The organism is Shewanella decolorationis S12 (assembly GCF_000485795.1).
Lineage (GTDB): Bacteria > Pseudomonadota > Gammaproteobacteria > Enterobacterales > Shewanellaceae > Shewanella > Shewanella decolorationis.
The window spans coordinates 312,554-336,503 of record NZ_AXZL01000076.1; the positions used below are offsets into that span (position 1 = coordinate 312,554).

21 protein-coding genes are annotated in these 23,950 nt (G+C 47.4%); 13 read left to right on the plus strand and 8 right to left on the minus strand.

Annotated features, from left to right (window positions below; all coding sequences use genetic code 11):
- On the minus strand, positions 1 to 1,092 hold the full coding sequence (gene prfA, locus SHD_RS18370; protein WP_023268505.1) for a peptide chain release factor 1: 1,092 nt from the start codon (positions 1,090 to 1,092) through the stop codon (positions 1 to 3).
- A 14-nt stretch (positions 1,093 to 1,106) separates the two neighbouring features.
- Positions 1,107 to 2,357, minus strand: a complete 1,251-nt coding sequence (gene hemA / locus SHD_RS18375) for a glutamyl-tRNA reductase (RefSeq protein ID WP_011715924.1) — start codon at positions 2,355 to 2,357, stop codon at positions 1,107 to 1,109.
- Between the two features lie 254 nt (positions 2,358 to 2,611).
- Between hemA and lolB the strand changes: the two genes are divergently transcribed.
- The 3 genes from lolB to SHD_RS18390 all read left to right on the plus strand — a co-directional run bounded on the left by lolB (position 2,612) and on the right by SHD_RS18390 (position 5,172).
- Positions 2,612 to 3,256 carry a lipoprotein insertase outer membrane protein LolB gene (gene lolB, locus SHD_RS18380; RefSeq protein ID WP_023268506.1) on the plus strand — a complete coding sequence of 215 codons (645 nt, stop codon included), beginning with the start codon at positions 2,612 to 2,614 and terminating at the stop codon, positions 3,254 to 3,256.
- A 1-nt stretch (position 3,257) separates the two neighbouring features.
- Positions 3,258 to 4,112 carry a 4-(cytidine 5'-diphospho)-2-C-methyl-D-erythritol kinase gene (gene ispE, locus SHD_RS18385; protein WP_023268507.1) on the plus strand — a complete coding sequence of 285 codons (855 nt, stop codon included), beginning with the start codon at positions 3,258 to 3,260 and terminating at the stop codon, positions 4,110 to 4,112.
- Between the two features lie 112 nt (positions 4,113 to 4,224).
- Positions 4,225 to 5,172, plus strand: a complete 948-nt coding sequence (locus SHD_RS18390) for a ribose-phosphate pyrophosphokinase (protein WP_023268508.1) — start codon at positions 4,225 to 4,227, stop codon at positions 5,170 to 5,172.
- A gap of 174 nt (positions 5,173 to 5,346) precedes the next feature.
- On the opposite strand, the gene SHD_RS18395 is transcribed toward SHD_RS18390, so the two are convergent.
- On the minus strand, positions 5,347 to 7,209 hold the full coding sequence (locus SHD_RS18395; RefSeq protein ID WP_023268509.1) for a methyl-accepting chemotaxis protein: 1,863 nt from the start codon (positions 7,207 to 7,209) through the stop codon (positions 5,347 to 5,349).
- 402 nt (positions 7,210 to 7,611) lie between these two features.
- On the opposite strand from SHD_RS18395, the gene SHD_RS18400 reads away from it, so the two are divergent.
- From SHD_RS18400 to SHD_RS18410, 3 genes are read left to right on the plus strand one after another with little or no spacing between them, the layout of a single operon-like run.
- On the plus strand, positions 7,612 to 8,145 hold the full coding sequence (locus tag SHD_RS18400; protein ID WP_039978658.1) for an RNA polymerase sigma factor: 534 nt from the start codon (positions 7,612 to 7,614) through the stop codon (positions 8,143 to 8,145).
- Positions 8,145 to 8,723 carry a hypothetical protein gene (locus tag SHD_RS18405; RefSeq protein WP_023268511.1) on the plus strand — a complete coding sequence of 193 codons (579 nt, stop codon included), beginning with the start codon at positions 8,145 to 8,147 and terminating at the stop codon, positions 8,721 to 8,723. The genes SHD_RS18400 and SHD_RS18405 overlap by 1 nt, the downstream gene beginning before the upstream one ends.
- Complete coding sequence (locus tag SHD_RS18410) at positions 8,720 to 9,676, plus strand: DUF4097 family beta strand repeat-containing protein (protein WP_023268512.1); 957 nt, start codon at positions 8,720 to 8,722, stop codon at positions 9,674 to 9,676. The genes SHD_RS18405 and SHD_RS18410 overlap by 4 nt, the downstream gene beginning before the upstream one ends.
- A gap of 84 nt (positions 9,677 to 9,760) precedes the next feature.
- On the opposite strand, the gene rsuA is transcribed toward SHD_RS18410, so the two are convergent.
- Positions 9,761 to 10,468: a 16S rRNA pseudouridine(516) synthase RsuA gene (gene rsuA / locus SHD_RS18415; protein WP_052031085.1), complete on the minus strand. Its 708-nt coding sequence runs from the start codon at positions 10,466 to 10,468 to the stop codon at positions 9,761 to 9,763.
- Between the two features lie 337 nt (positions 10,469 to 10,805).
- On the opposite strand from rsuA, the gene SHD_RS18420 reads away from it, so the two are divergent.
- The 4 genes from SHD_RS18420 to SHD_RS18435 all read left to right on the plus strand — a co-directional run bounded on the left by SHD_RS18420 (position 10,806) and on the right by SHD_RS18435 (position 15,065).
- On the plus strand, positions 10,806 to 12,890 hold the full coding sequence (locus SHD_RS18420; protein ID WP_039978659.1) for a M13 family metallopeptidase: 2,085 nt from the start codon (positions 10,806 to 10,808) through the stop codon (positions 12,888 to 12,890).
- A 197-nt stretch (positions 12,891 to 13,087) separates the two neighbouring features.
- Entirely contained in the window at positions 13,088 to 13,873 is a 786-nt protein-coding gene (locus tag SHD_RS18425; protein ID WP_023268515.1) for a RelA/SpoT domain-containing protein, read from the plus strand.
- A gap of 242 nt (positions 13,874 to 14,115) precedes the next feature.
- Positions 14,116 to 14,523: an SMI1/KNR4 family protein gene (locus SHD_RS18430; RefSeq protein ID WP_011623923.1), complete on the plus strand. Its 408-nt coding sequence runs from the start codon at positions 14,116 to 14,118 to the stop codon at positions 14,521 to 14,523.
- 41 nt (positions 14,524 to 14,564) lie between these two features.
- On the plus strand, positions 14,565 to 15,065 hold the full coding sequence (locus SHD_RS18435) for a DUF4447 family protein (protein WP_011623924.1): 501 nt from the start codon (positions 14,565 to 14,567) through the stop codon (positions 15,063 to 15,065).
- A 71-nt stretch (positions 15,066 to 15,136) separates the two neighbouring features.
- Here the strand turns inward: SHD_RS18435 and SHD_RS18440 are convergent, their stop codons facing one another.
- Positions 15,137 to 15,766, minus strand: a complete 630-nt coding sequence (locus SHD_RS18440) for a glutathione S-transferase family protein (RefSeq protein ID WP_023268516.1) — start codon at positions 15,764 to 15,766, stop codon at positions 15,137 to 15,139.
- Between the two features lie 117 nt (positions 15,767 to 15,883).
- The gene (locus SHD_RS18445; protein ID WP_023268517.1) at positions 15,884 to 18,469 is read right to left on the minus strand and encodes a TonB-dependent receptor plug domain-containing protein; all 2,586 of its coding nucleotides are present in this window, start codon (positions 18,467 to 18,469) and stop codon (positions 15,884 to 15,886) included.
- A 201-nt stretch (positions 18,470 to 18,670) separates the two neighbouring features.
- Between SHD_RS18445 and SHD_RS18450 the strand changes: the two genes are divergently transcribed.
- The 3 genes from SHD_RS18450 to SHD_RS18460 all read left to right on the plus strand — a co-directional run bounded on the left by SHD_RS18450 (position 18,671) and on the right by SHD_RS18460 (position 21,198).
- The gene (locus tag SHD_RS18450) at positions 18,671 to 19,213 is read left to right on the plus strand and encodes a PH domain-containing protein (RefSeq protein ID WP_039978663.1); all 543 of its coding nucleotides are present in this window, start codon (positions 18,671 to 18,673) and stop codon (positions 19,211 to 19,213) included.
- Between the two features lie 83 nt (positions 19,214 to 19,296).
- On the plus strand, positions 19,297 to 20,583 hold the full coding sequence (locus SHD_RS18455; protein ID WP_023268519.1) for an Nramp family divalent metal transporter: 1,287 nt from the start codon (positions 19,297 to 19,299) through the stop codon (positions 20,581 to 20,583).
- Between the two features lie 150 nt (positions 20,584 to 20,733).
- Positions 20,734 to 21,198: a YehS family protein gene (locus tag SHD_RS18460; RefSeq protein ID WP_039978665.1), complete on the plus strand. Its 465-nt coding sequence runs from the start codon at positions 20,734 to 20,736 to the stop codon at positions 21,196 to 21,198.
- 126 nt (positions 21,199 to 21,324) lie between these two features.
- Here the strand turns inward: SHD_RS18460 and iadA are convergent, their stop codons facing one another.
- Positions 21,325 to 22,494, minus strand: coding sequence for a beta-aspartyl-peptidase (gene iadA / locus SHD_RS18465; protein WP_023268521.1), 1,170 nt, complete (start codon positions 22,492 to 22,494; stop codon positions 21,325 to 21,327).
- Positions 22,494 to 23,939 carry a putative basic amino acid antiporter YfcC gene (gene yfcC, locus SHD_RS18470; RefSeq protein ID WP_039978668.1) on the minus strand — a complete coding sequence of 482 codons (1,446 nt, stop codon included), beginning with the start codon at positions 23,937 to 23,939 and terminating at the stop codon, positions 22,494 to 22,496. The genes iadA and yfcC overlap by 1 nt, the downstream gene beginning before the upstream one ends.
- Positions 23,940 to 23,950 lie beyond the last annotated feature (11 nt).

Here is a 23,950-nt window from a genome sequence, read left to right on the forward strand (position 1 = left end):
TTACCCCTGCTCATCAGCAAGAGCGGCTAATAGGTCGGCCTGATGCTCTTGCATCAGCGGTCCTAAAATCGCATCTAAGTCCCCTTCCATCACTTCGTTTAAGCGATACAAGGTTAAGTTGATACGGTGTTCACTCACGCGGCCCTGTGGGAAGTTATAGGTACGCACACGCTCGGAGCGGTCGCCACTGGCTACCAGACTACGGCGAGTCGACTCTTCGGCGCTGCGGCGCTTTTCGTCTTCAACGGCTTGGATACGCGCCGCTAACACGCTCATCGCTTGGGCGCGGTTTTTATGCTGTGAACGTTGGTCCTGACATTCCACCACAATCCCGGTGGGAATGTGGGTAATACGAATGGCAGAATCGGTTTTGTTAACGTGCTGACCACCCGCGCCCGATGAACGGAAGGTATCGACCTTCAGATCGGCTGGGTTGATTGAAATCGCTTCAGCTTCAGGCACTTCGTGCATGACTACCACAGTGACGGCTGAGGTGTGTACACGGCCTTGAGATTCAGTTTCAGGCACACGTTGAACACGGTGACCGCCGGATTCAAATTTAAGTTTACCGTAGGCGCCTTCACCACTGACTTTAACGATGATTTCTTTAAAACCACCGTGTTCACCTTCGTTCGAGCTCATGATTTCGAGCTGCCAACGGTTGGCTTCGGCATAACGGCTATACATACGGAACAGATCACCCGCGAAGATTGCGGCTTCGTCGCCCCCCGCACCGGCACGAATTTCGATAAAGGCGTTGGTGTCGTCGTTAGGATCTTTTGGTAATAACAGAATTTGCAGCTCGGCTTCGAGACGTCCAAGTTCAGCTTTAGCAGCCTTGATTTCTTCCTGCGCCATTTCGCGCATTTCAGCATCATCTTCTTCCAGCATTTCCTTGGCAGACTCGAGATCTGCCTGTGCTTGCTGGTAAGCTTTAAAGCCTGCAACCACTTCTTCTAACTGAGAATATTCTTTGGATAACGCGCGAAAACGATCCTGATCGGCGATAACGGATGCATCACCAAGCAAGGCTAAGACTTCTTCATTGCGCTCGAGCAAGCCTTCCAGCTTGCGGATAACGGATTCCTTCATTTAACTCGCTAACCTTAGTTTTTATCTAATCCGAGCGCTGTTCTTAACTGACCTAATGTATTCAAATCCCCCTGACGGCTGGCCACCGTGAGGGCTTGGGTGGGTGCGTGAATGAGTCTATTCGTCAGGCGATTGGCTAGTTCAATCAATACCTGCTCAGTGTCGCCCCCCTGCGCTAATTTATTCAGGGCGCGTTCCACTAACTCATCCTTTATCGCCATGCTTTGGCTGCGATACTCGCGAATACTGTCGACCGACTCTAAAGAACGTACCCAATCCATAAACAGGTAGGATTGTTCTTCAGTAATTAATTCAGCTTGCTCGGCGGCCTCCTTACGGGAAGCCTTATTCTGTTCAATAATGCTATGCAGGTCGTCCACTGTATACAGAAACGCATCGTCCAAATCGGCGACTTCCGGCTCAATATCCCGGGGAACTGCTATATCAACCAATAACATAGGTTGATGGCGACGCTGCTTTAGCGCTTTTTCTACCATGCCTTTACCAAGGATTGGTAGCGGGCTGGCGGTAGAGGATATCACGATATCGGCTTTAGGGAGAAAATCTGGTATCTGTGCCAACGTAATTGCCGTGGCATTAAACTCTTCACACATGCTTTGAGCACGTTCCAGAGTACGGTTTGCCACCACCATAGAAGCAACGCCGTTATCCTTAAGATGTTTAGCCACCAGCTCAATGGTTTCACCGGCACCAATTAATAGCACCTTAGTGGTCGACAGCGAAGAGAAGATATGTTTTGCCATGCTCACAGCGGCAAAGGCCACCGAGACAGCCGCGGCACCGATTTCGGTTTCGGTACGCACTTTTTTCGCAACGGAGAAGGTATTTTGGAACAAGCGGTCGATAGTCAGCGCAACGGTACCCGCTTCTTTGGCTTTGACAAAAGCTTGTTTAACTTGACCAAGAATCTGCGGCTCACCGAGGATCAACGAGTCAAGACCTGAAGCGACGCGCATCAAATGCCTTACCGCCGCTTGACCGTGGTAATTGTAGAGGCACGGCGCAACATCTTGATGATCTAGGCCGTGATATTCTTCAAGCCATTCAATGATGTCGGCCTCATCGCCATTGTTACAATACAATTCGGTGCGATTGCAGGTCGAGACGATAACGGCTTCACCCGAGCGTGTACGACTGGCCAGACTCTTCATGGCATCATGAATTTTGTCCGGAGAGAAGGCAACTTTCTCACGCAGGTCTACCGTGGCTGTTTTATGGTTAATACCGATTGCTACAAGGCTCATCTGACTCTTTTCTAGATTCTTGGCGTCTCTCTTAATAAGGGCATTCTACTGAATTGGCCCAACTAAAAACAGAATACGCTTAACAAAACCGAATAAAGGTCTAACTTCTTACCTAAATTTTCTATCAATGATAGATAACTACGGATTATCACGGCTGAAGTTAGCCCGACTGACCGCCAATGGAAATTTTACGATTGGCATTGGTATTCTTTCCAAGCCCTCGTATCATAAGGACTTTGGTATATCAGTTATAGATGAATAATTTGAAGCGCTTCACAAAATCCATTTTCTCTTGTATCGCCTTGAGTGGCCTATTGTTTTTAGGCGGCTGTGAGACACTATCGCCAGCGACAGATCTCAGCCCTATCACAGTCGATAACGCCGCCCAAGCCAAGGCATGGGAGTTACAGGGTAAACTCGCTATCCGCACGCCGCAGGATAAGCTCAGTGCCAATCTGTATTGGCGCCACAGCGAGGAGCGGGACGAACTCACTCTCACCACTATGCTCGGCACCACAGTGTTGACCTTGGATGCTACGCCTAACTCGGCTCACCTGCATGTCGATGGCAAAGATTTTCGCGATAGTAACGCCCAAGCCTTGCTTGAGCGAGTCAGCGGCTGGTCCATCCCGATTAATGACTTACCCCTTTGGATCACCGGCCAAGTCGGCGCTTTTGACCGTGTGCTTGCCGTTGATAGCAATGGCAAAACAAAGCAAATTCAAAACTCGCAAACCTTACCGCCTTGGGACGTCACATTTTTAAGTTGGCAGGCCCAAAGTGGTGCCGAGGTGCCCTATCAGTTAAAGCTTGAACGCGGTGATTTACAGCTCAAGCTGCAACTCAATCAATGGCAAGCCTTGGGTAAACCCTCAATACTGCTCGGAGAAAAACCTTAGCATGTCGAATGAGATTTCGCGCAATTGGCCCGCGCCCGCAAAATTAAATCTGTTTTTGCATATCAACGGGCGCCGCGGCGACGGTTACCATGAGTTGCAAACCCTATTTCAATTTATCGATTGTTGCGATCTGCTCGACTTTAGGGTGATGCAGACGCCAGAGCTGAAATTGCACTCGGACATGTCGGCCGTTGTCGCGGATAGCGATAACTTAATTCTGAGAGCCGCAAAATCATTACAACAGGTGACAGGTTATCCTGGCGGCGCCGAAATTTGGCTCGAAAAACGTTTACCCATGGGCGGTGGTTTAGGTGGCGGCTCCTCCGATGCGGCCACCACACTCGTGGCGTTAAATCAGTTGTGGAATACCCAATTATCTAACGATGAATTAGCGGCGATTGGTTTAAAACTCGGTGCCGATATCCCTGTTTTTATTCGCGGTTTCGCCGCTTTTGCCGAAGGTGTTGGCGAACGTTTACAAGCGGTTACCCCCAATGAATTTTGGTATTTAGTCATCGCGCCCGATGCCCATGTTTCCACCGCAGCAGTGTTCCAAGATCCTTTGCTCCCCCGCAATACACCCAAGCTTGGTATTGACACTTTGATGAGCCAACCTTGGGCAAATGATTGCCAAGATCTGGTCGTTTCCAAATACCCTCAAGTTGCCAAGGCCTTAAGCTGGCTGCTAGAATATGCGCCGTCGAGAATGACCGGAACGGGCGCATGCGTGTTTGGGGAGTTTTCTTCGCAGCAGCAAGCTCTCGCAGCCTTGGCGAAATTACCGTCTGATATGCAAGGATTTGTTGCAAAAGGGATGAATATTTCGCCGCTTATAGTGCGACTCAATCATCCATAAACTACTTTCTTCTAGAGCAACTTTTTACGATAGCCTACGGGTTCCGCTCCCGTCCCCGCATCGTTGTTGCTCTAGCCACTAAAATATAAAGCAAACGCCTGAGGTTCATACAGTGCCCGACATCAAGCTCTTTGCTGGGAACGCCACCCCCAGTCTCGCTAAGAAGATAGCCGATCGTCTATTTTGTAAACTCGGAGACGCAGTGGTTGGTCGTTTCAGCGATGGTGAAATCAGTGTCCAAATTAACGAAAATGTACGTGGTGCCGATGTATTTATCATCCAATCCACCTGCGCACCAACTAACGATAACCTAATGGAACTTATCGTTATGGTTGACGCACTACGCCGTGCTTCTGCAGGTCGTATTACTGCCGTTATTCCTTACTTTGGTTATGCTCGTCAAGACCGTCGCGTACGTAGCGCACGTGTACCTATTACGGCAAAAGTCGTTGCTGACTTCCTCTCAAGCGTCGGTGTTGACCGCGTTCTGACCTGTGATTTACACGCAGAGCAAATTCAAGGCTTCTTCGACGTTCCTGTAGACAACGTATTCGGTAGCCCAGTGCTATTAGAAGACATGGTAGCGAAAAAGCTGGACAACCCTGTGGTTGTATCCCCTGACATCGGCGGTGTAGTTCGCGCTCGTGCAGTAGCGAAACTATTAGATGATTCTGATCTGGCCATTATCGACAAGCGTCGTCCACAGGCAAACGTAGCACAAGTGATGCATATCATTGGTGACGTTCAAGGCCGTGACTGCATTATCGTTGACGATATGATCGACACAGGCGGCACTCTGTGTAAAGCGGCTGAAGCCTTAAAAGAACACGGTGCAAACCGCGTATTTGCCTACGCGACTCACCCAGTATTCTCTGGCAAAGCGGCTGAGAATATCGAAAACTCAGTGATCGATGAAGTCATCGTGACCGATACCGTACCTTTAAGCCCTGAAATGCTACAAGTCGCAAAAGTGACTCAATTGACTATGTCGGCTGTATTGGCAGAAGCCATTCGCCGCGTCAGCAACGAAGAGTCTATCTCTGCAATGTTCAGCCACTAATCTTACGGCACTTGCATAAAAAAACGCACCTCAAGGTGCGTTTTTTGTTTGCGCGCTTTAGCTTTGGTCTTAGCTTACATTTTAGGATTGAATCGACTTCTGCCTTATCCATCCACAAACCACACCTCAAAATGCTATCGAAGCGCCCCAACGGTGCGCCTCAAGCAAGGTCGTTTAGATCTTAAAATGGCTAACAGCACTCACTAAATACTCAGCACGGGTTCTTAATTCGTCCGATGCCGAAGCATTAGCATCTGCGGCATGGGAAGATTGCTCGGCAATATCACGGATAACGACCACGTTCTTATTCACTTCGGCAGCCACCATGCTTTGCTCTTCAATTGCCGCTGCAATTTGAGTACTCATATCCATAATGTTTCGAACGTCATTATTGATAAGTTTGAGTAACTCCCCTGCCGCAGCTGCCTGCTCGGCGCTCTCGGCGCCTTGCTTTTGGCTCGCATCCATCAATTGCACAATAGAGCGGGTTCTACTTTGCAGTGTTTGAATAATGTTGGAAATTTCCTGAGTCGATGTCTGAGTACGCATCGCTAGACTACGCACTTCATCGGCAACCACGGCAAATCCACGCCCTTGCTCACCAGCACGCGCCGCTTCAATCGCCGCATTGAGTGCGAGTAAATTGGTTTGCTCCGCAATACCTCGGATAACATCCAGCACACTACCAATGGTTTCGCTATCACGCTCGAGCTCATCCACCACAGAGGCGCTACTGTTGATTTGTTCAGACAGTTGCCTGATCTTCAGGATGGTTTGCTCAACCTCAGTTTGCCCCAACTGAGCATTATCATGAGTTTTACCCGCTTTAAGCGCGGCAAGCTCAGTCGTTTTAGCAATTTCATCAATGGTAGCGCCCATTTCGGTAATTGCTGTGGCTACCATATCGGTTTCATTAAGTTGCTGTGCTACACCTTCAGATGCAAGCATGGCATTTTCGGAAACACTCTTACTTGAGGTATTGATTGTGGCAACAGAATCGATGACTTGCTCAATAAGCTGCTGGAAGCTCCCCACCATACTATTGAAATGCTGCGCAATTTCACCTAATTCATCTTGAGTCGACGCATCACATCTAAGGGTTAAATCTTTACTGACTTCGATGCGCGAAATAACCTGGGTTATGCGTTCTACAGGTGTGATGATGCTGCGAATAATCAGATAGGTAATTACACCTAGAATTAATGCAATGATAAAGAATACAAGCATTCCGGTGTTCATACTGCTCTGTTCAGCATCATCGATAGCTTTTAAAGCAAGATTATGGAGTTCATCAGCACTAGCCTCGGTTAATCTATTGGCTGCAACAAGTTGAGCCATTGTACCCTCTTTTTCGTTAAGACCGAGTTGCTGCTCTTTACTCACGAGGCTTTTAAAATCCCGCTGATATTGCTCAATTAAGGCAGCAATTTTATTTTGTGTGTCAAGGTCTAAACTTGATGCCCTTAGGCTGCTATTGAACAAGGCAATGTTGGCATCGAAGGTCTCAACATAGGTCATTTCGCGGCGCAACATAAAATCTTTTTCATTGCGTCTAAGCTGCAACATGGCAACTTGCAAAGAAAGTTGATCGTACTCCTTCAGCATGGACTCGACATTGTGCACAGCAGTCCTCAAGGTACCATACAGCCCCGCTTTAGGTGTTAAACCAATTTCTTGTTGCAGTTGAACAACCTCATTAAAGGCCGCTTGATATTGATTTAAATTGCGGTCAAAACTTTCGAGGGAAGTAATAGGAACATCGTATTTTTTAAAGATTTTTTCGAGCGTGGGAATAGTTGAGTCGATTTGCGCATGAACTTGTTTATGTTTTTCAACATATTGAATATCTTTACGGCCAAAAAAATCCTTTTCATTTTTCCGCAATAACAATACATCTCGCTCGAGTTCGAGCACAGTTTGCGCAGCATCAGAGAGTTCCGACTCAACCGAATTGGAATGAAGCTGCAATCCAAACATAGCAAACAAAGCAGAGACTGATACAGCGGCACTGAGTAGTAATTTAGAGCGGATTAACATAAAAAGCCCCTAATAAATAACATCTATTAAAAGATAGTTGGGAGTCACGTCTTTTACAGAAAATATTGTCTTGACATAAAAAGTTCATTTTTCATTTATTGTTTTATCCGCTCTTAACTTTTTCCATCTTTCGATTCACATTAACAGCCAAGAAAAGTGTCTAACTATGAAAGTATAGTCTGTGATTTCACTTCTATAGGATTAAGATTCAGAATACCACTTGGTATAAAACCATTAAGTTCATAAACTTAGCCCTAAAATTTTCAGATAATTTTACTATAAAACTCGTACAAGTAATGCTAGATAGGGCAAATAAAAAATTTATTTCTATCAAATACAAACCTTTTGTGCTTTTGAAAGCGTCCTATTAGTAACCATTCACCTTGATGACAGGAAAATACAGTGACGGCAGGGAGACTCCCACTCAACAATGCAATGTCAGAACTTGATCTCATCACCTTGGCTAGCCAAGGGAATAGAGCCGCATTTAAGCAGCTGTATTTACACCATCATCCAAGGGTATATGCCCTGTCACTGCGGTTATCAGGCCAAGCCTCGCAGGCGGAAGAGATCACCCAAGAGTGCTTTATTCTGGTCTGGCAGAAATTGCCGCAGTTTAGGGGAGAGAGCCAGTTTTCCACTTGGTTACACAGTATCTGTGTGAATCAGGCGCTGAGCTTTATCCGTAAGCAAAAGTCGTTTTGGGCGCGTTTTATCCCGATGGAGAGTGACGATGAACATTCAAGCGCAGATGAGCATTATCAAGGGTTAGACAAATTGATCCTCAAACTGCCAGAGCGGGCGCGTATCGTGTTTGTGCTCTGCGCCATTGAGGGCTATCAACATGAAGAAATTGCACAATTACTTGGTATTGCCGTGGGAACCAGTAAGACCCAGTACCACAGAGCCAAGCAATTACTACAGGAGATGCTGTAATGTCCTTATCTAACGATCCCCGCGAGGCCAAACTCCAGCAATTGATTGATAATGCCCCCAAAGCATTAACTCCCGAACGGGATCTTTGGCAAGGCATCGAAAAGCGTATGGATAAGCCATTGGCGTCGCAAACAGCGAGTCGCCAAACGCCGCGACTGCAAGGTGCGCAATGGGCGATTGCCGCAGCGGTGGTGCTGGCAGTGTTCTTCGGGTTCTACACTCAAGCGCCGATAAAAACGTCGCTTCCTGAACAAATCGCTAGCCAATCGGCGGATGATGAGCAAGCGCTGCACACTCTGCTTAACCAAATTGCCCAGACGCACCAAGCCCAAGTGACGAGTCTCGAACAAACCCCAACGCTTGTCGCTTGGCAAACCAGTCGCTTTAGCGCGCCGCTAGAGCAAGGCTTAGCGGAATTACGCCGCGCAGGCAAACAGATTTATCAAGCATTGCAGGCTAATCCAACCGACAAACAACTTTGGCAACTCTGGCTTTGGGTGCAACAACGTGAACTCGAGTTGCTACAGCAAGGCCAAAAACTTCCGATTCAAAACTCAACACAAGGAAATAGCATATGAGCCATTTTACCCTCACGAAAACCAGTCTATTCGTATCAACGCTTTATCTTGGTCTTATGGGCAGCGTGTTCGCCGCTGAAAGTGTGGATAAGCAGTTACCTATGAGTAGCGATACTCTGCTGCAAATCAAAGTCCAACGGGGCGAAGTGCAAATTCAAAGCTGGGATAAAAATGAAGTCAGTGTTACGGGCACTCTCGATGAGCTGAGCGAAGGCTTTGTTTTCGAGCAGAAAGGTAACAACCTAACTATCGAAGATAAAATGCCACGCCACTATAACGGCAGTGACAACAACGGCTCAAAACTCACCATTAAGGTACCTAAATCCGTCAAGCTGAACGCCGATACGATTTCAGCCAATCTGCAAATCAGCCAGACCCAAGGTGAGCTCGAACTGAATACCGTTAGCGGTAATATCACCGCCGAGGCACTGGATGGCACACCGACATTACACACAGTGTCTGGCGATATCACCACTAAGGGATTAGCGGGCAAAGTGATGTTAGATACCGTCTCCGGTGAGATTAAAGACACCCAAAGCAAAGGCGAAATCAAATATCGTTTAGTGAGCGGCGATCTCAACAGCCAAACCTTAGCCGATAAAGTGAAAGTCGAGCAGGTTTCAGGGGAAATCAAAGCCGACTTTAACAGCGCCAAAGAAGTTAATGTCCGCACCGTGAGCGGCGATACTCAAGTCTCACTGGCGAAAAGTTTCGATAAAGCCAATCTTGAGAGCGTCAGTGGCGATATTATTGTGACATTTGCCGATACACCCGATGCTAATTTCGAGCTCAATGGCGGCCCAGGTGGCAAAATCAAAAATGGCTTAAGCCAAGATGCACCACAAAGGCAAAAATACGTGCCGAATGAATCCTTAAGCTTCCAAACAGGTTCTGGTAGCGCCAGTGTGAAGATGGATACCATTAGCGGTAATCTGATCCTGAAAAAACAATAGTCTTATCAGAAAACACGAATTAGCGATAAAAATAGCAATAAAAATGCCGCTCATCAGGAGCGGCATTTTTTTAGCCAAACGGTGTTAAATCGAGGCGATTTCTTCACTCGTCAGATAACGCCACTCGCCGAGGGCAAGTTCTGCGTCTAATTCAATTTTGCCAATGCTTTCACGGTGTAAGCCAACCACATGATTGCCTACTGCGGCAAACATCCGCTTCACTTGGTGATACTTGCCTTCGGTAATGGTTAAACGCACCCGCTGCGGCTCGATGATTTCAAGCACTGCGGGTTTTGTCAGGCCGTCCTCGTTTCTCAGCTCCACTCCCGCGGCAAAGACGCCAATCAGACTCTCATCCACAGGCTCGGCTAACGTCACTAAGTAACGCTTGCCACAGTCTTTTTTCGGCGAAGTGATCCGATGCGACCATTGACCATCGCTGGTGATCAGCACAAGGCCAGTTGTATCGGCATCTAAACGGCCAGCAATGTGCAAGGTTTCTGGCTTTTCAATATCTAGCAGGCTCAATACCGAAGGGTAGACTTCATCTATGGTCGAGCAAATCGTATCCACGGGTTTATTGAGCATCAGGTAACGCTCACCGAGGAGGGAGATAAGCTCACCTTCGAGGCATACTTGCATCCCCTCAAGCACTTTAAAACCAGCATCTTTAATCACCACGCCATCACAGGTGATGTCACCACGATGCAGGGCTTTTTTCGCTAAAGAACGGGTCAGCGAGGTACTTTCACAGATAAATTTGTCTAAACGCACGGGACGACTCAACTTCAATAAATGAAAACCGCCGTATTATGAGGCCCAACGAATGAAAGGGCAAAGCCTAGACAATGAAACTATCGAGCAGCGACCTTATCGATATATCTCAAACCTAAGTGCTTACTAACTTGTCAGTACATGCGTACGGTATGTTTGGCGGTTTTTAGGCCAATTTCAATCATGGTAATTTTTAGTTACAACTAGCGGATAATAAATCCGGCTGAAAAAGTGTAATCACCTTGTTTAGATTCCCACTAAAGCATTAACATACGTAGCGTTGCGCCTGAAGCAATCCCATTTTGCACCAAACAGCCCCAGAGATGGGCACAATAACAAACTCGAAGGAAACGACATGAGAAAAGTACTCATTGGGGGACTGTGTGCCTCACTCATCGCAGGCCTCACTGCCTGTAATGACAAACCCGCTGAAGTTAAAGCGCCAGAAACAGCTAAAACCGCTACTGCTGCCGCTGTCACTAAAGCATTGGGCTCTGGTATCGAATTTGAAAACTTTGATAAATCAGTGCGTCCACAGGACGATTTCTATGAATATGTTAACGGTGCTTGGCTGAAGAAAGCCGAGATCCCAGCAGATCGCACTAGCATTGGCGCCTTCTACGATCTGCGTGAAAAATCCCGTGATGACGTTAAAGCCATTATCGAAGAAGTGGCCGCCACGCCAAATCTGGCTGAAGGCACTGACGAGCAAAAAGTGGCTGATCTTTACCGTTCATTTATGGACACAGCGACGCTAAACAAACTGGGCGTAACGCCACTGAAAGGCGAGTTTGATGCCATCAACGCCTTAAAAGACAAAAACGAGCTGGTGAAATACTTCGCCCACAGCCAAATCATGGGTGCCGGTACACCTATCGCCTTCTACATCGATATCGATGCGAAAAACTCTAGCCGTTATGCCACTCACCTATGGCAATACGGTTTAAGCCTGCCGGAAAAAGATTACTACTTCAACGAAGCTGAGCGTTTCGTCAATATCCGTAAAGCTTACCTTGCCCATATTGAAAAAATGTTCACGCTGGCGGGTCTTGCGGATCCAAAAGCCAGCGCTGAGTCAATTCTCGCCCTCGAAACTGCGATTGCCTCTAAACATTGGGATGTGGTTGAAACACGCGACAGCACTAAGACCTACAACCTGTACCAAGTTAAAGATCTGCCAAACTTAGCGCCAGATATCGACTGGACAGGCTACTTAACGGCATTAGGTGCTGACAAGCAAACCGACATTATCGTAAACCAACCAAGCTATATCCAAGGCCTGAACGAAGTTCTCAAAACGACTGATCTGGCAACTTGGAAAACCTACATGCAATGGCAAGTGCTGACCCACGCGGCGAGCAACTTGAGCGAAGACTTCGATAACGAAAACTTTGCCTTCTTCTCTAAAATCCTTAACGGTCAAGAAGAACAAGAGCCACGTTGGAAGCGCGGTGTTGCGGCAGTCAACGGCGTATTAGGTGAAGTGGTGGGTAAAGTGTACGTGAAGCGTCACTTCGCTCCCGAAGCCAAAGAGCGTATGCAAGCACTGGTTGAAAACCTGCGCGGTGCCTACGGCGACAGCATCAAAGATCTGACTTGGATGAGCGATACCACTAAGCAAGCTGCTGCCGAAAAATTAGCGAAATTCAACCCGAAAATTGGTTATCCAAACAAGTGGGAAGATTACAGCAAACTGACCATCAAAGCCGATGATTTGATTGGTAACGCGGTTCGCGCAAGCGAAGTTGAGCACGCTAAGTCACTGGCTAAGTTAGGCGCACCAATCGATAAAGACGAGTGGCACATGACCCCACAAACGGTTAACGCCTACTACAACCCAACCATGAACGAAATCGTGTTCCCTGCAGCAATTCTGCAACCACCGTTCTTCAACATGGAAGCGGATGATGCCGTTAACTACGGTGGTATCGGTGCGGTTATCGGTCACGAGATGGGCCACGGTTTCGACGACCAAGGCGCGAAGTTCGACGGCGAAGGTAATATGCGCGACTGGTGGACAGAGAAAGATTTAGAAGAATTCTCTGCCCGTGGTAAGGCGCTGATCGCACAATACGATGGCTACTATGTGTTTGACGATCTGCACGTCAACGGCAGCCTGACCTTAGGTGAGAACATCGGTGACTTATCGGGCGTGACTATCGCTTACCGTGCGTACAAAAAGTCACTCAATGGCAAAGAAGCACCGGTTATCGACGGTCTGACTGGCGACCAACGTTTCTTCATCGGCTTCACGCAAATTTGGCGTGCAAAAGCCAAAGAAGAAGCCCTGCGTAACCGCGTAGCAACAGATCCACATTCACCTGCGGAGTTCCGTGCATTAGGCGCGCTGTCTAACATGCCTGAGTTTTACACCACCTATGATGTGAAACCAGGTGATGCTATGTATATCGCACCAGAGAAACGCGTGAAAATTTGGTAATCCCAAATTAATTCAAGATAGTAATCAACAAACCCAATGGCGCCGCTCACAATAGCGGCGCTATTTTTTTAGGCACGAAAAATGTGAACCTAAGCCAAACATGAACAAGTCTTCATCATTGATTCAGCTTTAATTAAGCCACTCCAGCCTATGGTATTCCCGTGATGTGTATCACTCCCATAAGGAAGTAGGCCGTTATGAATAAGTTATTTCGTACCTTTTTTATCTTTCTACTCTTATTATCGACCCGCACTGGCGTAGCCAATCCTTTAGATATCAATGACAGCAGAGCCGAACGTGGCAGCTATAGCGCAAGGCAAGCTCAAAGCCATGATCTTCAAGGGCTATATGCACTCAACACTCAAACCTTCGACACACCACGCCAAGCTTTAAGCTGTTTAGATAAACTGTATTCAAATGCCCCTATTGCCCAAAATGAGCTAGGTAACTTATTGCAACGAATCACAGCGGATACACAGGTGCGAGTGATTTTACCTGACGTAAAAAGCTATCAACGCGCCGCCGAGAAGGTCGCCACTAAATTTAATGGGGATGCCAGCCAAATCACCGACCTTGCCCGCGCTAGCATCGTCAGTAACAGCATCTCCGAGCTGATGCAAAGCTACTACGCCTTAAGCGAGCAAGCTCAGGTCGTGAAACAGAAAAACCGTTTTGCCGAGCCAAAAGCCTCAGGTTATCGCGACCTTAACTTACTGGTACGTTTGCCCGAAAGCGGCATGATTGCCGAGGTCCAATTACACCTTAAAGATATTGCCGACATTAAAAGTGGCCCAGAGCACAAGGTTTACGAGCAAGTTCAACAGATTGAGGCAAATGCGATAAAACAGCAACGTGCATTAAGTGAGTTTGAAACCGCACAGATCGCTAAGCTGCGCCAAGAGTCCCATAAGCTGTATCACAAGGCTTGGCTTAACTATAAACGCGTCGATCAAGGCCTGCTGCTCACTAACTCAGTAGCTTAATCACCCGTTTATTTAATTGTTTAATCGCTTAACCGTTTAACGCTGTACCACTTCCACTGTTGCGCTGGCTATTCGTGAAAACAGATGCCAGCGCTTTTTTATGGCGTAACCCCAGACTTAGCCTAAAGCGTCATCTCACTAACAATCGATCTATGCCCACTATCGCTCACAGCCCTTCCCTCGCATCCAACCTTGTTTCCCTATATAATCCCGCGCCATAAGGCGACCCTTAAGGAAATTCCATGCACGACATTATTGAGCAACTCCAAGAACGCAGCGAAACCGTGCCTGTGCCACTCGAGTTACCCACATTCGAGCAGTTAGTGGAGGTTGAGGAACAGATTTTGATCCCGCTGCCACGGGAATTAAAGGAATACCTACTCCATGCCAGTGACGTGATTTATGGCGCGATTGAGCCTGTGACCGCAGCCGATCCCTATTCGCACACCTATTTACCCGAAGTCACCTGCTATGCTTGGTCAATCGGCTTGCCAAGGGACTTAATCGCCATCTGCCAATTGGGCGATGACTTTTACTGTATCGATCAGGATGGCCAAGTTCACTTCTGGCAAAACGGTGACTTTACCGATACTTATTGGGAATCCTTCTGGGAATGGGTCGAAGATATTTGGCTTAAAAACAAATACTGATTTTACCGAGATTTTATTTTTATCAACTTGAGAACCGCATTATGTCTAAAAATATTGGCTTGAACGCCATCGAAATGAGCTACTTACGCCAATCACTCAGCCTCAGTGCGGCTCAAGTAGGACAACTGACCAACCACAGCGAAGCCGATGTATTAGCCTGGGAAAATGCTGAGACACAGGCCCCTGAACTGGCACAGAAAAAGCTGTTAGATCTCGACGATATTATCGAGATGCAAGTACTCAATACCACTGACGGCATCGAAGCCTTATTTAAGAAAGAGCCTAAGCGTCACTTGGCCTTCGTGGTGTATCCAACCCAAGCCGTTTACACCCAATATAACCCCGAGTTTTTAAGCTCGCTGCCGTTAACTGAGCTGTACAACACAGCGGCATGGCGCATTAAGAAAGAGTGTAAACTGGTGCTCGAAGTGGATGTTAGCTTAGTCAATCTCGATGTCGAAGCCTACAAGGCATTCCGTGAGCAAAATGGATTAAGTGAGAGCCGTGAAAGCCGTGCGAAATGGGCGGCGACTCAGCTATAAACGCTAAACGACTTAAGCAAAAAGGGCAGAAGTGAATCTTCTGCCCTTTTGTTTTTAATGCCTAAATCAGATTAAGCTTGCGCCGCAGCAGCGACTGCATCCATTTTGGCGAGTGCCGATTTACGCGAAGGACGCGCCGCTATTCTATCGCGATACGCCGCTAATTTAGGCGGGATCTGCTGCTCAAATAAAGTGCCCCACATCAATGTATGTGCCAGCAGAATATCGGCAACCGACAAGGTGTCGCCGAGTAAAAAGTCGCTATCGGGCAGCATAGCTTCGGCCAAGGCCGCCGCCTTATCAAACTCCCACACCGCACAAGGCATGATGGAAGGATGACGCTGCGCTTCCGGCAACGCAAATTTATGCTTGCCGAGGGTCCACAGAGGCTGCTCGAGTTCGGTAATAATAAAGCTCACCCATTGATGATGCAGACCCGATGCGGCACTGCCCGCTTCTGGTAACAAGTTGCCAAACTTCTCCGCCAGATACAGGCAAATAGCCGCAGACTCAGACAATACAAGATTATCGTCGGTTAACACTGGCACTTTGCCGCAGGGATTGAGCGCTAAGAAGTCGGCGCTACGGTGCTCGCCCTTATTCATATCCACAAACGAAAAGGCCCACTCGGCGCCTAACTCTTCTAGCACCCAAGCGACTCGTAATGCACGGCTGCGGGGCATGCCATATAAGGTGATCATATTAACGTCCTTTTAGTGATAACTGATTAACGAGAACGAAGATACACTGTGTCACGGCAGAGTAAAATACAGAAACGGCGCCGAAGCGCCGTTTCCAATGACTCAGCCAATGACTGATTAGAAATTCATGGTCAGTTTGGTGTAGATATAACGTCCCATTGGGTTGTGTACAGAAATCACATAACCATAGAGGTCGGTATCGCCGTCACCAATCGCAAACGGTGGCTCTTCATCGAACAGGTTGTTCACGCCTAATGTCAGCTTAAACATCTCGTTGAAACGGTAACTACCTGACATATCAACTAATAACTGTGCATCAACCATACGAGACTTGTTGGTTTCGAAGTCTAACACGCCGTCAAAGTCGATATCTGGAGTATCTTCGAACTCACCGATGTAGCTCAGGTTTACGTTGGCGGCGAAGTTATCCATGGTCCAGTTCGTGGTAAGCAACCAGCGATGTTGTGGGAACTTGTACTCGCCAGTGTAATCGAGACCGTCTTTTTCGAAGTTATGTAAGTAGCTGTACTCTAGACCAAACTTCAAATCACCAAAGCTATCTAGCTCAAGACCATAGTGGGTTGACAGGTCAACACCCTGCACATCCTGCGAGCTTAAGTTGATAAAGCTTGAGTGAATAATGCTGATAGGACCTAAGGTTTGACCTGCTTGCGGTGCTAAACGCTCACACACTGTGCTGTTTTGATCGTTACAGTTTGCGGTGTAGATATCACCCAATGGCTGCTTATCGATCTTGTTATCTTGAGTGATGCTGTAAACATCGAAACCGATATCAAACTTCTGGCTTGGCGCCCAGATAAGTCCAAGGTTCCATGTTTCAGACTCTTCGGCATCTAACTCAGAGTTACCTTGGAATTCAGTGTTGTAGTCGAGCGCTTCACAATCCACACCATCGGCGGCGCAGCGATAAGTATCGATAAAGAAGCTACTTTCGCGTGATGGGCCTAAACCGATTTGAGCTAAAGAAGGCGCGCGGAAACCGGTTGACCAAGAACCACGGCTCGTCAGCTCATCGGTGATGCCCCATTGGAACGCCACTTTGGGGTTAGTGGTTGAACCAAAATCGCTGTAGTGGTCGTAACGACCCGCGAGTTGCAGCTCAAAGTTATCCGTGACAGGAATAGAGAACTCCACATAACCCGCGTATTGGTCACGAGAGGCCGCCGCAGACACCGCTTCGGTACCAAAAATCAGCCCACGTTGGAACTGTTCATCCGGCACGTCGCTCACGCTTTCTTCACGGTATTCCACACCCGCTGCCATCATAATATCGCGGTCCGCCAGCGTGAACGCTTGACCGGAAATGTTCGCCGCATAAGACGTCATGCTCGATAAACCTTGGCGAACTAGGCTCGTCGTAATGGCATCAATCACATCCTGCGAGTTCATGGTGCCGCCAAAAGGATTGTAGCGACCCGCATCGATCTCAGCTTGCAGGTAATCGGTTCTGACCCAACCTTGAGTACGATCGCCCGTTTGAGTCGATTCACTGCGGCCGCGTTGTACCGAGGCTTCCCAATCCCACTCTTTAATCGTGCCACGTAAACCCGCCACTAAGCGCAAGGTGTCGGACTCGATATCCCAACGACGTGCGCCCGCATCCACAGTACGGAAACGACCGATTTCAATATCTTTGCCCCAAGGATTATTTGGGTGAGTACCAGGCACAGTTAAGGCTGCATCTTCATCCAAAGGGGTTGGCGCGCCACCCGCAATAGAAGAGTTATGTTGCGCAGCCAACTCGAGGAAAGCAGTTAAATCGTCATTGAAATGGTAATCGAATTGACCAATAGCCCCGATACGCTCAGCTTCAGGGATCACTAAGTTGTATGGACCATAGTCAAATAAACAGCTGCCGCTGGCCGTTGCACGATCGGGCGGACAGGATGGATCGATAGTCTTCACACCATCGACATAAAAATAACCGGGGAAACCGCGTGAAGAACGGAAATCTTCACCACCGTAAGGGCTTTGATCGGCTGTGCCAAAACGGCCCAAATCAGTTGCCGCTAAGGTGTCGTTTTTAAAATAGTCGAGAATAACCGACGCACTGCCCTTTTCGGATTTGGTTCCCCACACAACACTCGCCGTGGTTTCATCGTAACCCGTACCAGGGGTGTCGCCGTAACCTAAGTTAACCTCAATCCCTTCAATGTCTTTTTTCAAGACGATGTTGACTACGCCCGCAATCGCATCGGAACCGTAAATTGCCGATGCACCATCTTTCAGAATATCAATGCGTTCAATCGCTGAAACCGGAATGTTGTTTATGTCGACGAAGGAGTTAGTGATACCTTCGGCAAAGGCACTTGCCGCAACACGACGACCGTTAATCAATACCAGAGTGGCGTCGGGGCCTAAGCCACGCAAACTGATTGAAGCACCACCGTTGGCGGTCGAGTCTTGGCTGTTACCACGGGTCGAGAAAGCGCCGGCACCGTTCGCAGGCATACGTTCGAGTAACTGCTGCAAGTTATCAAAACCCATGTTGGCAATATCTTCTTTGCCAATGGATTGGATGGGCGACGGTCCCTCGATGTCGGTGCGCTTAATACGAGAGCCCGTTACTTCAATACGTTCAACTTTATCGGCACCATTATCGGCTGCATAGCTAATGCTCGGAGCAAATGCCATGGCAATTGCGATAGCACAAGCGCTGGGTGGAATCTGAGGTCTTTTCATTTACATCCCCTAATCTTCATTTGTTAAATTTATTTTACTTTTATTAAACTATTTTTTAACACAACCAAGGTAATGGGTTGTAAAACAAAGTCAATGGCGCGCTGAAAAAAGTTAAACTTTTGTTACTAACAAAAACTATGTATTTTAAAGCAGAAATCTCTCAAGATAGTTAACAACTGGATGCAAAAATTAGGGAAGAAAATGCAAGAACAAACGATTCATGAAGCCAAATTTGAAGCTAACTTAGGCATGTATTGGTTACTCGCTGGGGCCGCTTACTTCACCCTAAGCATTGTTGGTATCCCCTTGTTACTACTGTGGTTCCCTATCGGCCTATGGGGAACGCGCCGCTATATCAGTAATATGAGCGCACGCCTGACTAGCAAAAAACTGATTGTGTGCAGAGGCATTTTAACTCGCACAGAAAATACGGTTCCCTTAGATAAAATTACCGATATCGCCCTCATTCAGGGGCCGATTATGCGCCTAATGGGATTACATAAACTCACTGTTGAAACCGCTGGACAATCGGGCACTGGCGCTTTAATCACTCTGGTGGGCATAGTCGACGCGCCGGGTTTTAGGGCGCAGATTTTGGAGCAAAAAGAACGCTTAAGTGATGTGCACTCACCCGCCGAGGCGAGTTCCCCCACGGAAGATAACGCCCTGCTGACCCAACTTGTGGAAATGACGGCAAGCTTAAAACGCATCGAAGCCCTACTCGCCGCCAAATACAATTCTTAACAGTTAACACCGCGACTTAAGTGCTTAGATAACTCTGTATCAACCAGACCATTTCCAACGGATAAGGAAACACCCTGCGTATTATGGCGACTTCTCAAGTAAAACCCTTCCCCATGAATTGGACTGCCCAACTTGCCCTCGGCATAAAGGCCATGGGACCCGGTGTATTAATGGCCGCCGCCGCGATTGGGGCCTCACATTTAGTGTCATCCACCCGCGCTGGCGCAGAATTTGGCTGGCAACTCGCCTGGGTGATTCTGGGAGTGAACTTGCTGAAATACCCCTTCTTTGCCGCAGGGGCACGTTACACCGCTGCAACGGGCGAAAGTTTACTGCATGGATATCTTAAGCAAGGCCGAGGTTATCTGTGGTTATTTACTGGACTTAATGTGATCGCCTCTATTGCGAGTACCGCTGGGGTCTGCATGTTAACCGCCGCAATGCTCACGCAGTTTATTCCATTACCCATAGATATTTTGGCGTTACTGGTGCTGATAAGCTCACTGTTGTTATTGATTTTAGGGCACTATTCATTGTTGGACAGGCTGACCAAGATCATCATGTTCGCCCTGACGCTCACCACTTTAATTGCGGTCGCGCTGGCATTGGATCATATGAAACCGCTAGAAAGCCAGTTTGTCTCCCCCTCACCTTGGCAGTGGGCCCATGTGGGATTCTTGGTCGCCATGATGGGTTGGATGCCAGCACCGATTGAGGTCAGTGCGTGGAATTCGCTGTGGTTATTGGAAAAACAAAAAACATCACCCGTTACTCCCGCCCAAGCCATCTTAGACTTCAACTTAGGCTATATCGTCACTGCCCTGCTGGCAGTGGTCTTTTTGGCCTTAGGCGCGCTGGTAATGCATGGTAGCGGAGAGCACTTTTCCGACTCTGGCGCCAAGTTTGCGAACCAATTAATCAACTTATATAGCCAAGTCATGGGTGGTGAGAGCCGCTATTTAATTGGCATAGTGGCGTTTTTATGTATTTTCAGCACCACTGTCACTGTTATCGATGGCTATAGCCGAACCTTGAACATGGGCTGGCAACTGCTGTCACGCTCGGCAGTCAGCGAAGCCCAATCGGACAAACGCCTGACAGGCATCATGCTCAGCGTAAGTGCATTAGGGTTAATGCTCATCCTGTTTTTTAAGGGCGCGCTGCTGCCACTGCTGGAGTTTGTGATGATTTTAGCCTTTATGACCACAGTGGTTTTTGCATGGCTAAACTATCGCTTAATGACTAGCACCCAACTGCCAGAGGCTCATCGTTATGGCACAAAAATGAAATGCCTCTCTTGGATAGGATTAAGCTATTTGCTTATTTTTGCAGTGCTTTTTATTTACTGGTATCTAGCGGTTAAAGAGTAGTTCAACGCATTTGAGCATGAGTCCTCAGCGCGGACTCATGCTCTACTGTGCCACTTGCTCATCCACGCTAGACTTTCCTGCTTTTCTGTTACTTTGAGTATATAATGTCAGCTCTTAAACCAGACTGCGCAGCCGCGCCTAGAGATGACCATGATTAACAATGATATTTTGCGCCGTTTGCGCTTCGTGTTTGATTTCAACAATGCCAAAATGATTAAGATCTTTGCCAAAGTTGGAAGAGAAGTCTCTACCGAAGAGATGATTAGTCTGCTGCGCAAAGAAGAGGAAGAAGGCTATAAGGCCTGTAACGACACGACCCTATGCCAGTTTTTAGATGGTCTTATCATCGAAAAACGTGGTCTACGTGAAGGGGCCGAACTGCCAAAGCCAGTATCAAAATTAAACAACAACTTAATCTTCAAAAAGTTACGAGTTGCCCTCGAAATGCGTGAAGAAGATATTATGGCCACCTTAGCGCTCGCCGAAGTGCAAATGTCTAAGTCTGAGTTAAGCGCACTGTTTCGCAACCCAGATCATAAAAACTTCAAGGCCTGCGGCGACCAGATCCTGCGTAACTTTATCCGTGGCCTCTCACTGAAATATCGCGGCGTCTAATCCTGCTAGCATCAATGCAAATCTTGCTAAGATTAGCCTGAAAACTAAAAATCCGAATATCTGTAAATATTCGGATTTTTAGTTTTCATACATCAATTTAACGCAAAGCACTATGTAAATGTAACGCTAGTAAAGCTCGAAGGTTCCCCGTTTAACGGCAATGCCATTATCAACAAGTAGTTGTCCCTTACCCCAGACTTTATTAATAGCAAGCTTATGGTCTAACAAAACAAAGTCAGCATCTTTATCAAGACCAATCCCTCCTTTGCGCTTTAACTTCAAATTACGTGCGGCATTGGATGTCACTAGTGGAAGAATTTGCTCTAAGGTAAAACCACTTATGATCAATGCCTGCATCGCATTGAATAAGCTACTAACCTTACCCACCTCAACACCAATACATTCACCCGCAGAGTCAAATACGGGTAAGCTAGCATTACCGTCGGAGCTTAAGCTTATCCGACTAAGTTCAACCCCTTGCTCAAATGCAAATTTGACAGCCGACACCACTGACACTTCTCCATGATTTAAGAAATGTTGATTGGTCGATGTGGTAAAATCAATCACCCCACCTTTTTTAGCAAATTCAATACCTTGCTCTAACAGCGGTTGTGAGCGATTGATATGCGTTGGATAAAACTGAGTCAGAGGAATATCCGATTGCTGTGCAACCTGATGTAATAATTTGAGCCCCGATGCGCCATCGCCCACATGAACAAATACAATACCCGCTTTACCACTGAGCATGCCCCCCACTCGACTCTGCGCTGCCACCCGTGCGAGTTCTGCAACTGAAAGTTGCGAGCCTCGGTGATCTGCAATGGCGATCTCGCCAACCCCAATCACATTATCAATCATCATTAAATCTTGAGTGACGTCACCAGTAATGGTTTTAACCGGAAACTCATATGAGCCTGTGTAACAAAAAACGCTAAGGCCTTCATAGGTTAATGCTCGCGCTTTTATCACTAACTCATTTAAACTGCGGCTTACCGCGTCCGTCCCAAGCGCGGCTACTAAGGTGGTCACTCCGGCAAGTGTGGCATCCGTTAATTGCATTTCAGGCGTTCGAGTATGATAGCCCCCCTCACCACCGCCACCAGTAATATGCACTAAAGGATCAACCAAACCAGGAATAAGGATACAGCCATCGGCATCAACTTCTTTGACCCAAGCCGCATTGGGTAATTTAATCCCTTTAGCAATTTGCAGTATGTTCGACCCACAAAATAGGACATCCTGTAGCCCCAGTAATTGTGGAGAGTAGACCAAGGCATTACGAATTAGAGTTAACATCAGTGATATCCCATAAAAATTGCAAATAAAACCACCCCACTCGCCATAATCGTCAATAAGAGTTGAAAGCGCCAAATCAGCGCGAGCCATTGACCATAAGACAGCTTGGCGACACCTAAACAGCCCATGAGGGAGGCGGATGTAGGGATGACCAAATTGGTTAAACCATCCCCTAATTGAAAACATAACACCGCGATTTGTCGGCTAATTCCAGCAATATCAGCCAGCGGCGCCATAATAGGCATAGTCAGTGCTGCTTGTCCGGAACCAGATGCGACGAAAAAATTCATCACAGATTGAAACAGATACATCAGCAGTGCCGCAATAGCATCAGGTAAGGAGGCCAGCCATTGACCCGCATAATGCAGCACAGTATTCAAAATGGAAGGCTGCTGCGGATCATCTCCCCCCAGCAGTAACACCACCCCTTTGGCAAAACCGACGATCATAGCAGCCGGGAGTAATTCACTTGCCCCCCGTTGGAACGCCATTGAAATTTGGTTCAAACTGCGTTTGCGCCATAAAACGCTAATTAATCCAACCAGTAAGGCTAAGGTAAAAAATTGGCTGGCAATTTGGGGAATATAATACCCTTTAGCCACGACTCCCCAAATAACCCAAAGGATCACCCCAAGTAAACAGAGCAACACTATGATATCAAAGGAAGAGCATTGAGTGTTTAAGGTGCTTTGCTCAAGTTGCTCTGTTTTTATTAACAAAGGAGTACGATGTTTGTTGGCATAATGCAGAGTAAAAGCCAGTCCTACCGCGGTAAACAAACACCAAATAGCTATTCTAAGTCCCGCACCTGACATTAAAGGTACATCGGCAATCCCTTGGGCAATAGCTACGCTAAAAGGGTTCATCCAAGAGGTGGCAAAACCAATTTGGGTCGACAGATAAGTCACCATCACAACCGTTGCCGCACTGTAACCCAGAGCGTTAAATAGGGGTAATAAGACAATGCAAAATGCAATCGCTTCTTCACTCATGCCATAAACAGCGCCGCTCAGTGAGAAAATAACAAAAAGCAACGGGATTAATAATATTTGACTACGTTGTAATTGGTTTATCACGGCCATGATACAGGCGGTAATAGCCCCAGTTTCCATTACCACCCCAAAGGCGCCGCCCACAATAAGAATAAAAGCAACAACCCCAACGGCGGAGCCCATTCTGTCGCCCGATGTCATACCATCAAAGGCAAAGTTAACTAATCCCGTTTTATCGGTTGAGGAAAACAAACTCACATGGTGGGCAGTATCTTGAGCAATAAAAAATTGCTGTGGGTCAATTCGCTTAACGGTATTTCCCGCAGAGTCTATGACCTCCGTCATCGCGAACCACCCCGCGGGGACAAGGTAGCTGCTGATTGCTGCGAGTAACACAATAAAAAATAAGATAACAAAGGCGTCGGGCATTTGCCGCGCTAGGGGTGATTTCATTGAGGAATACC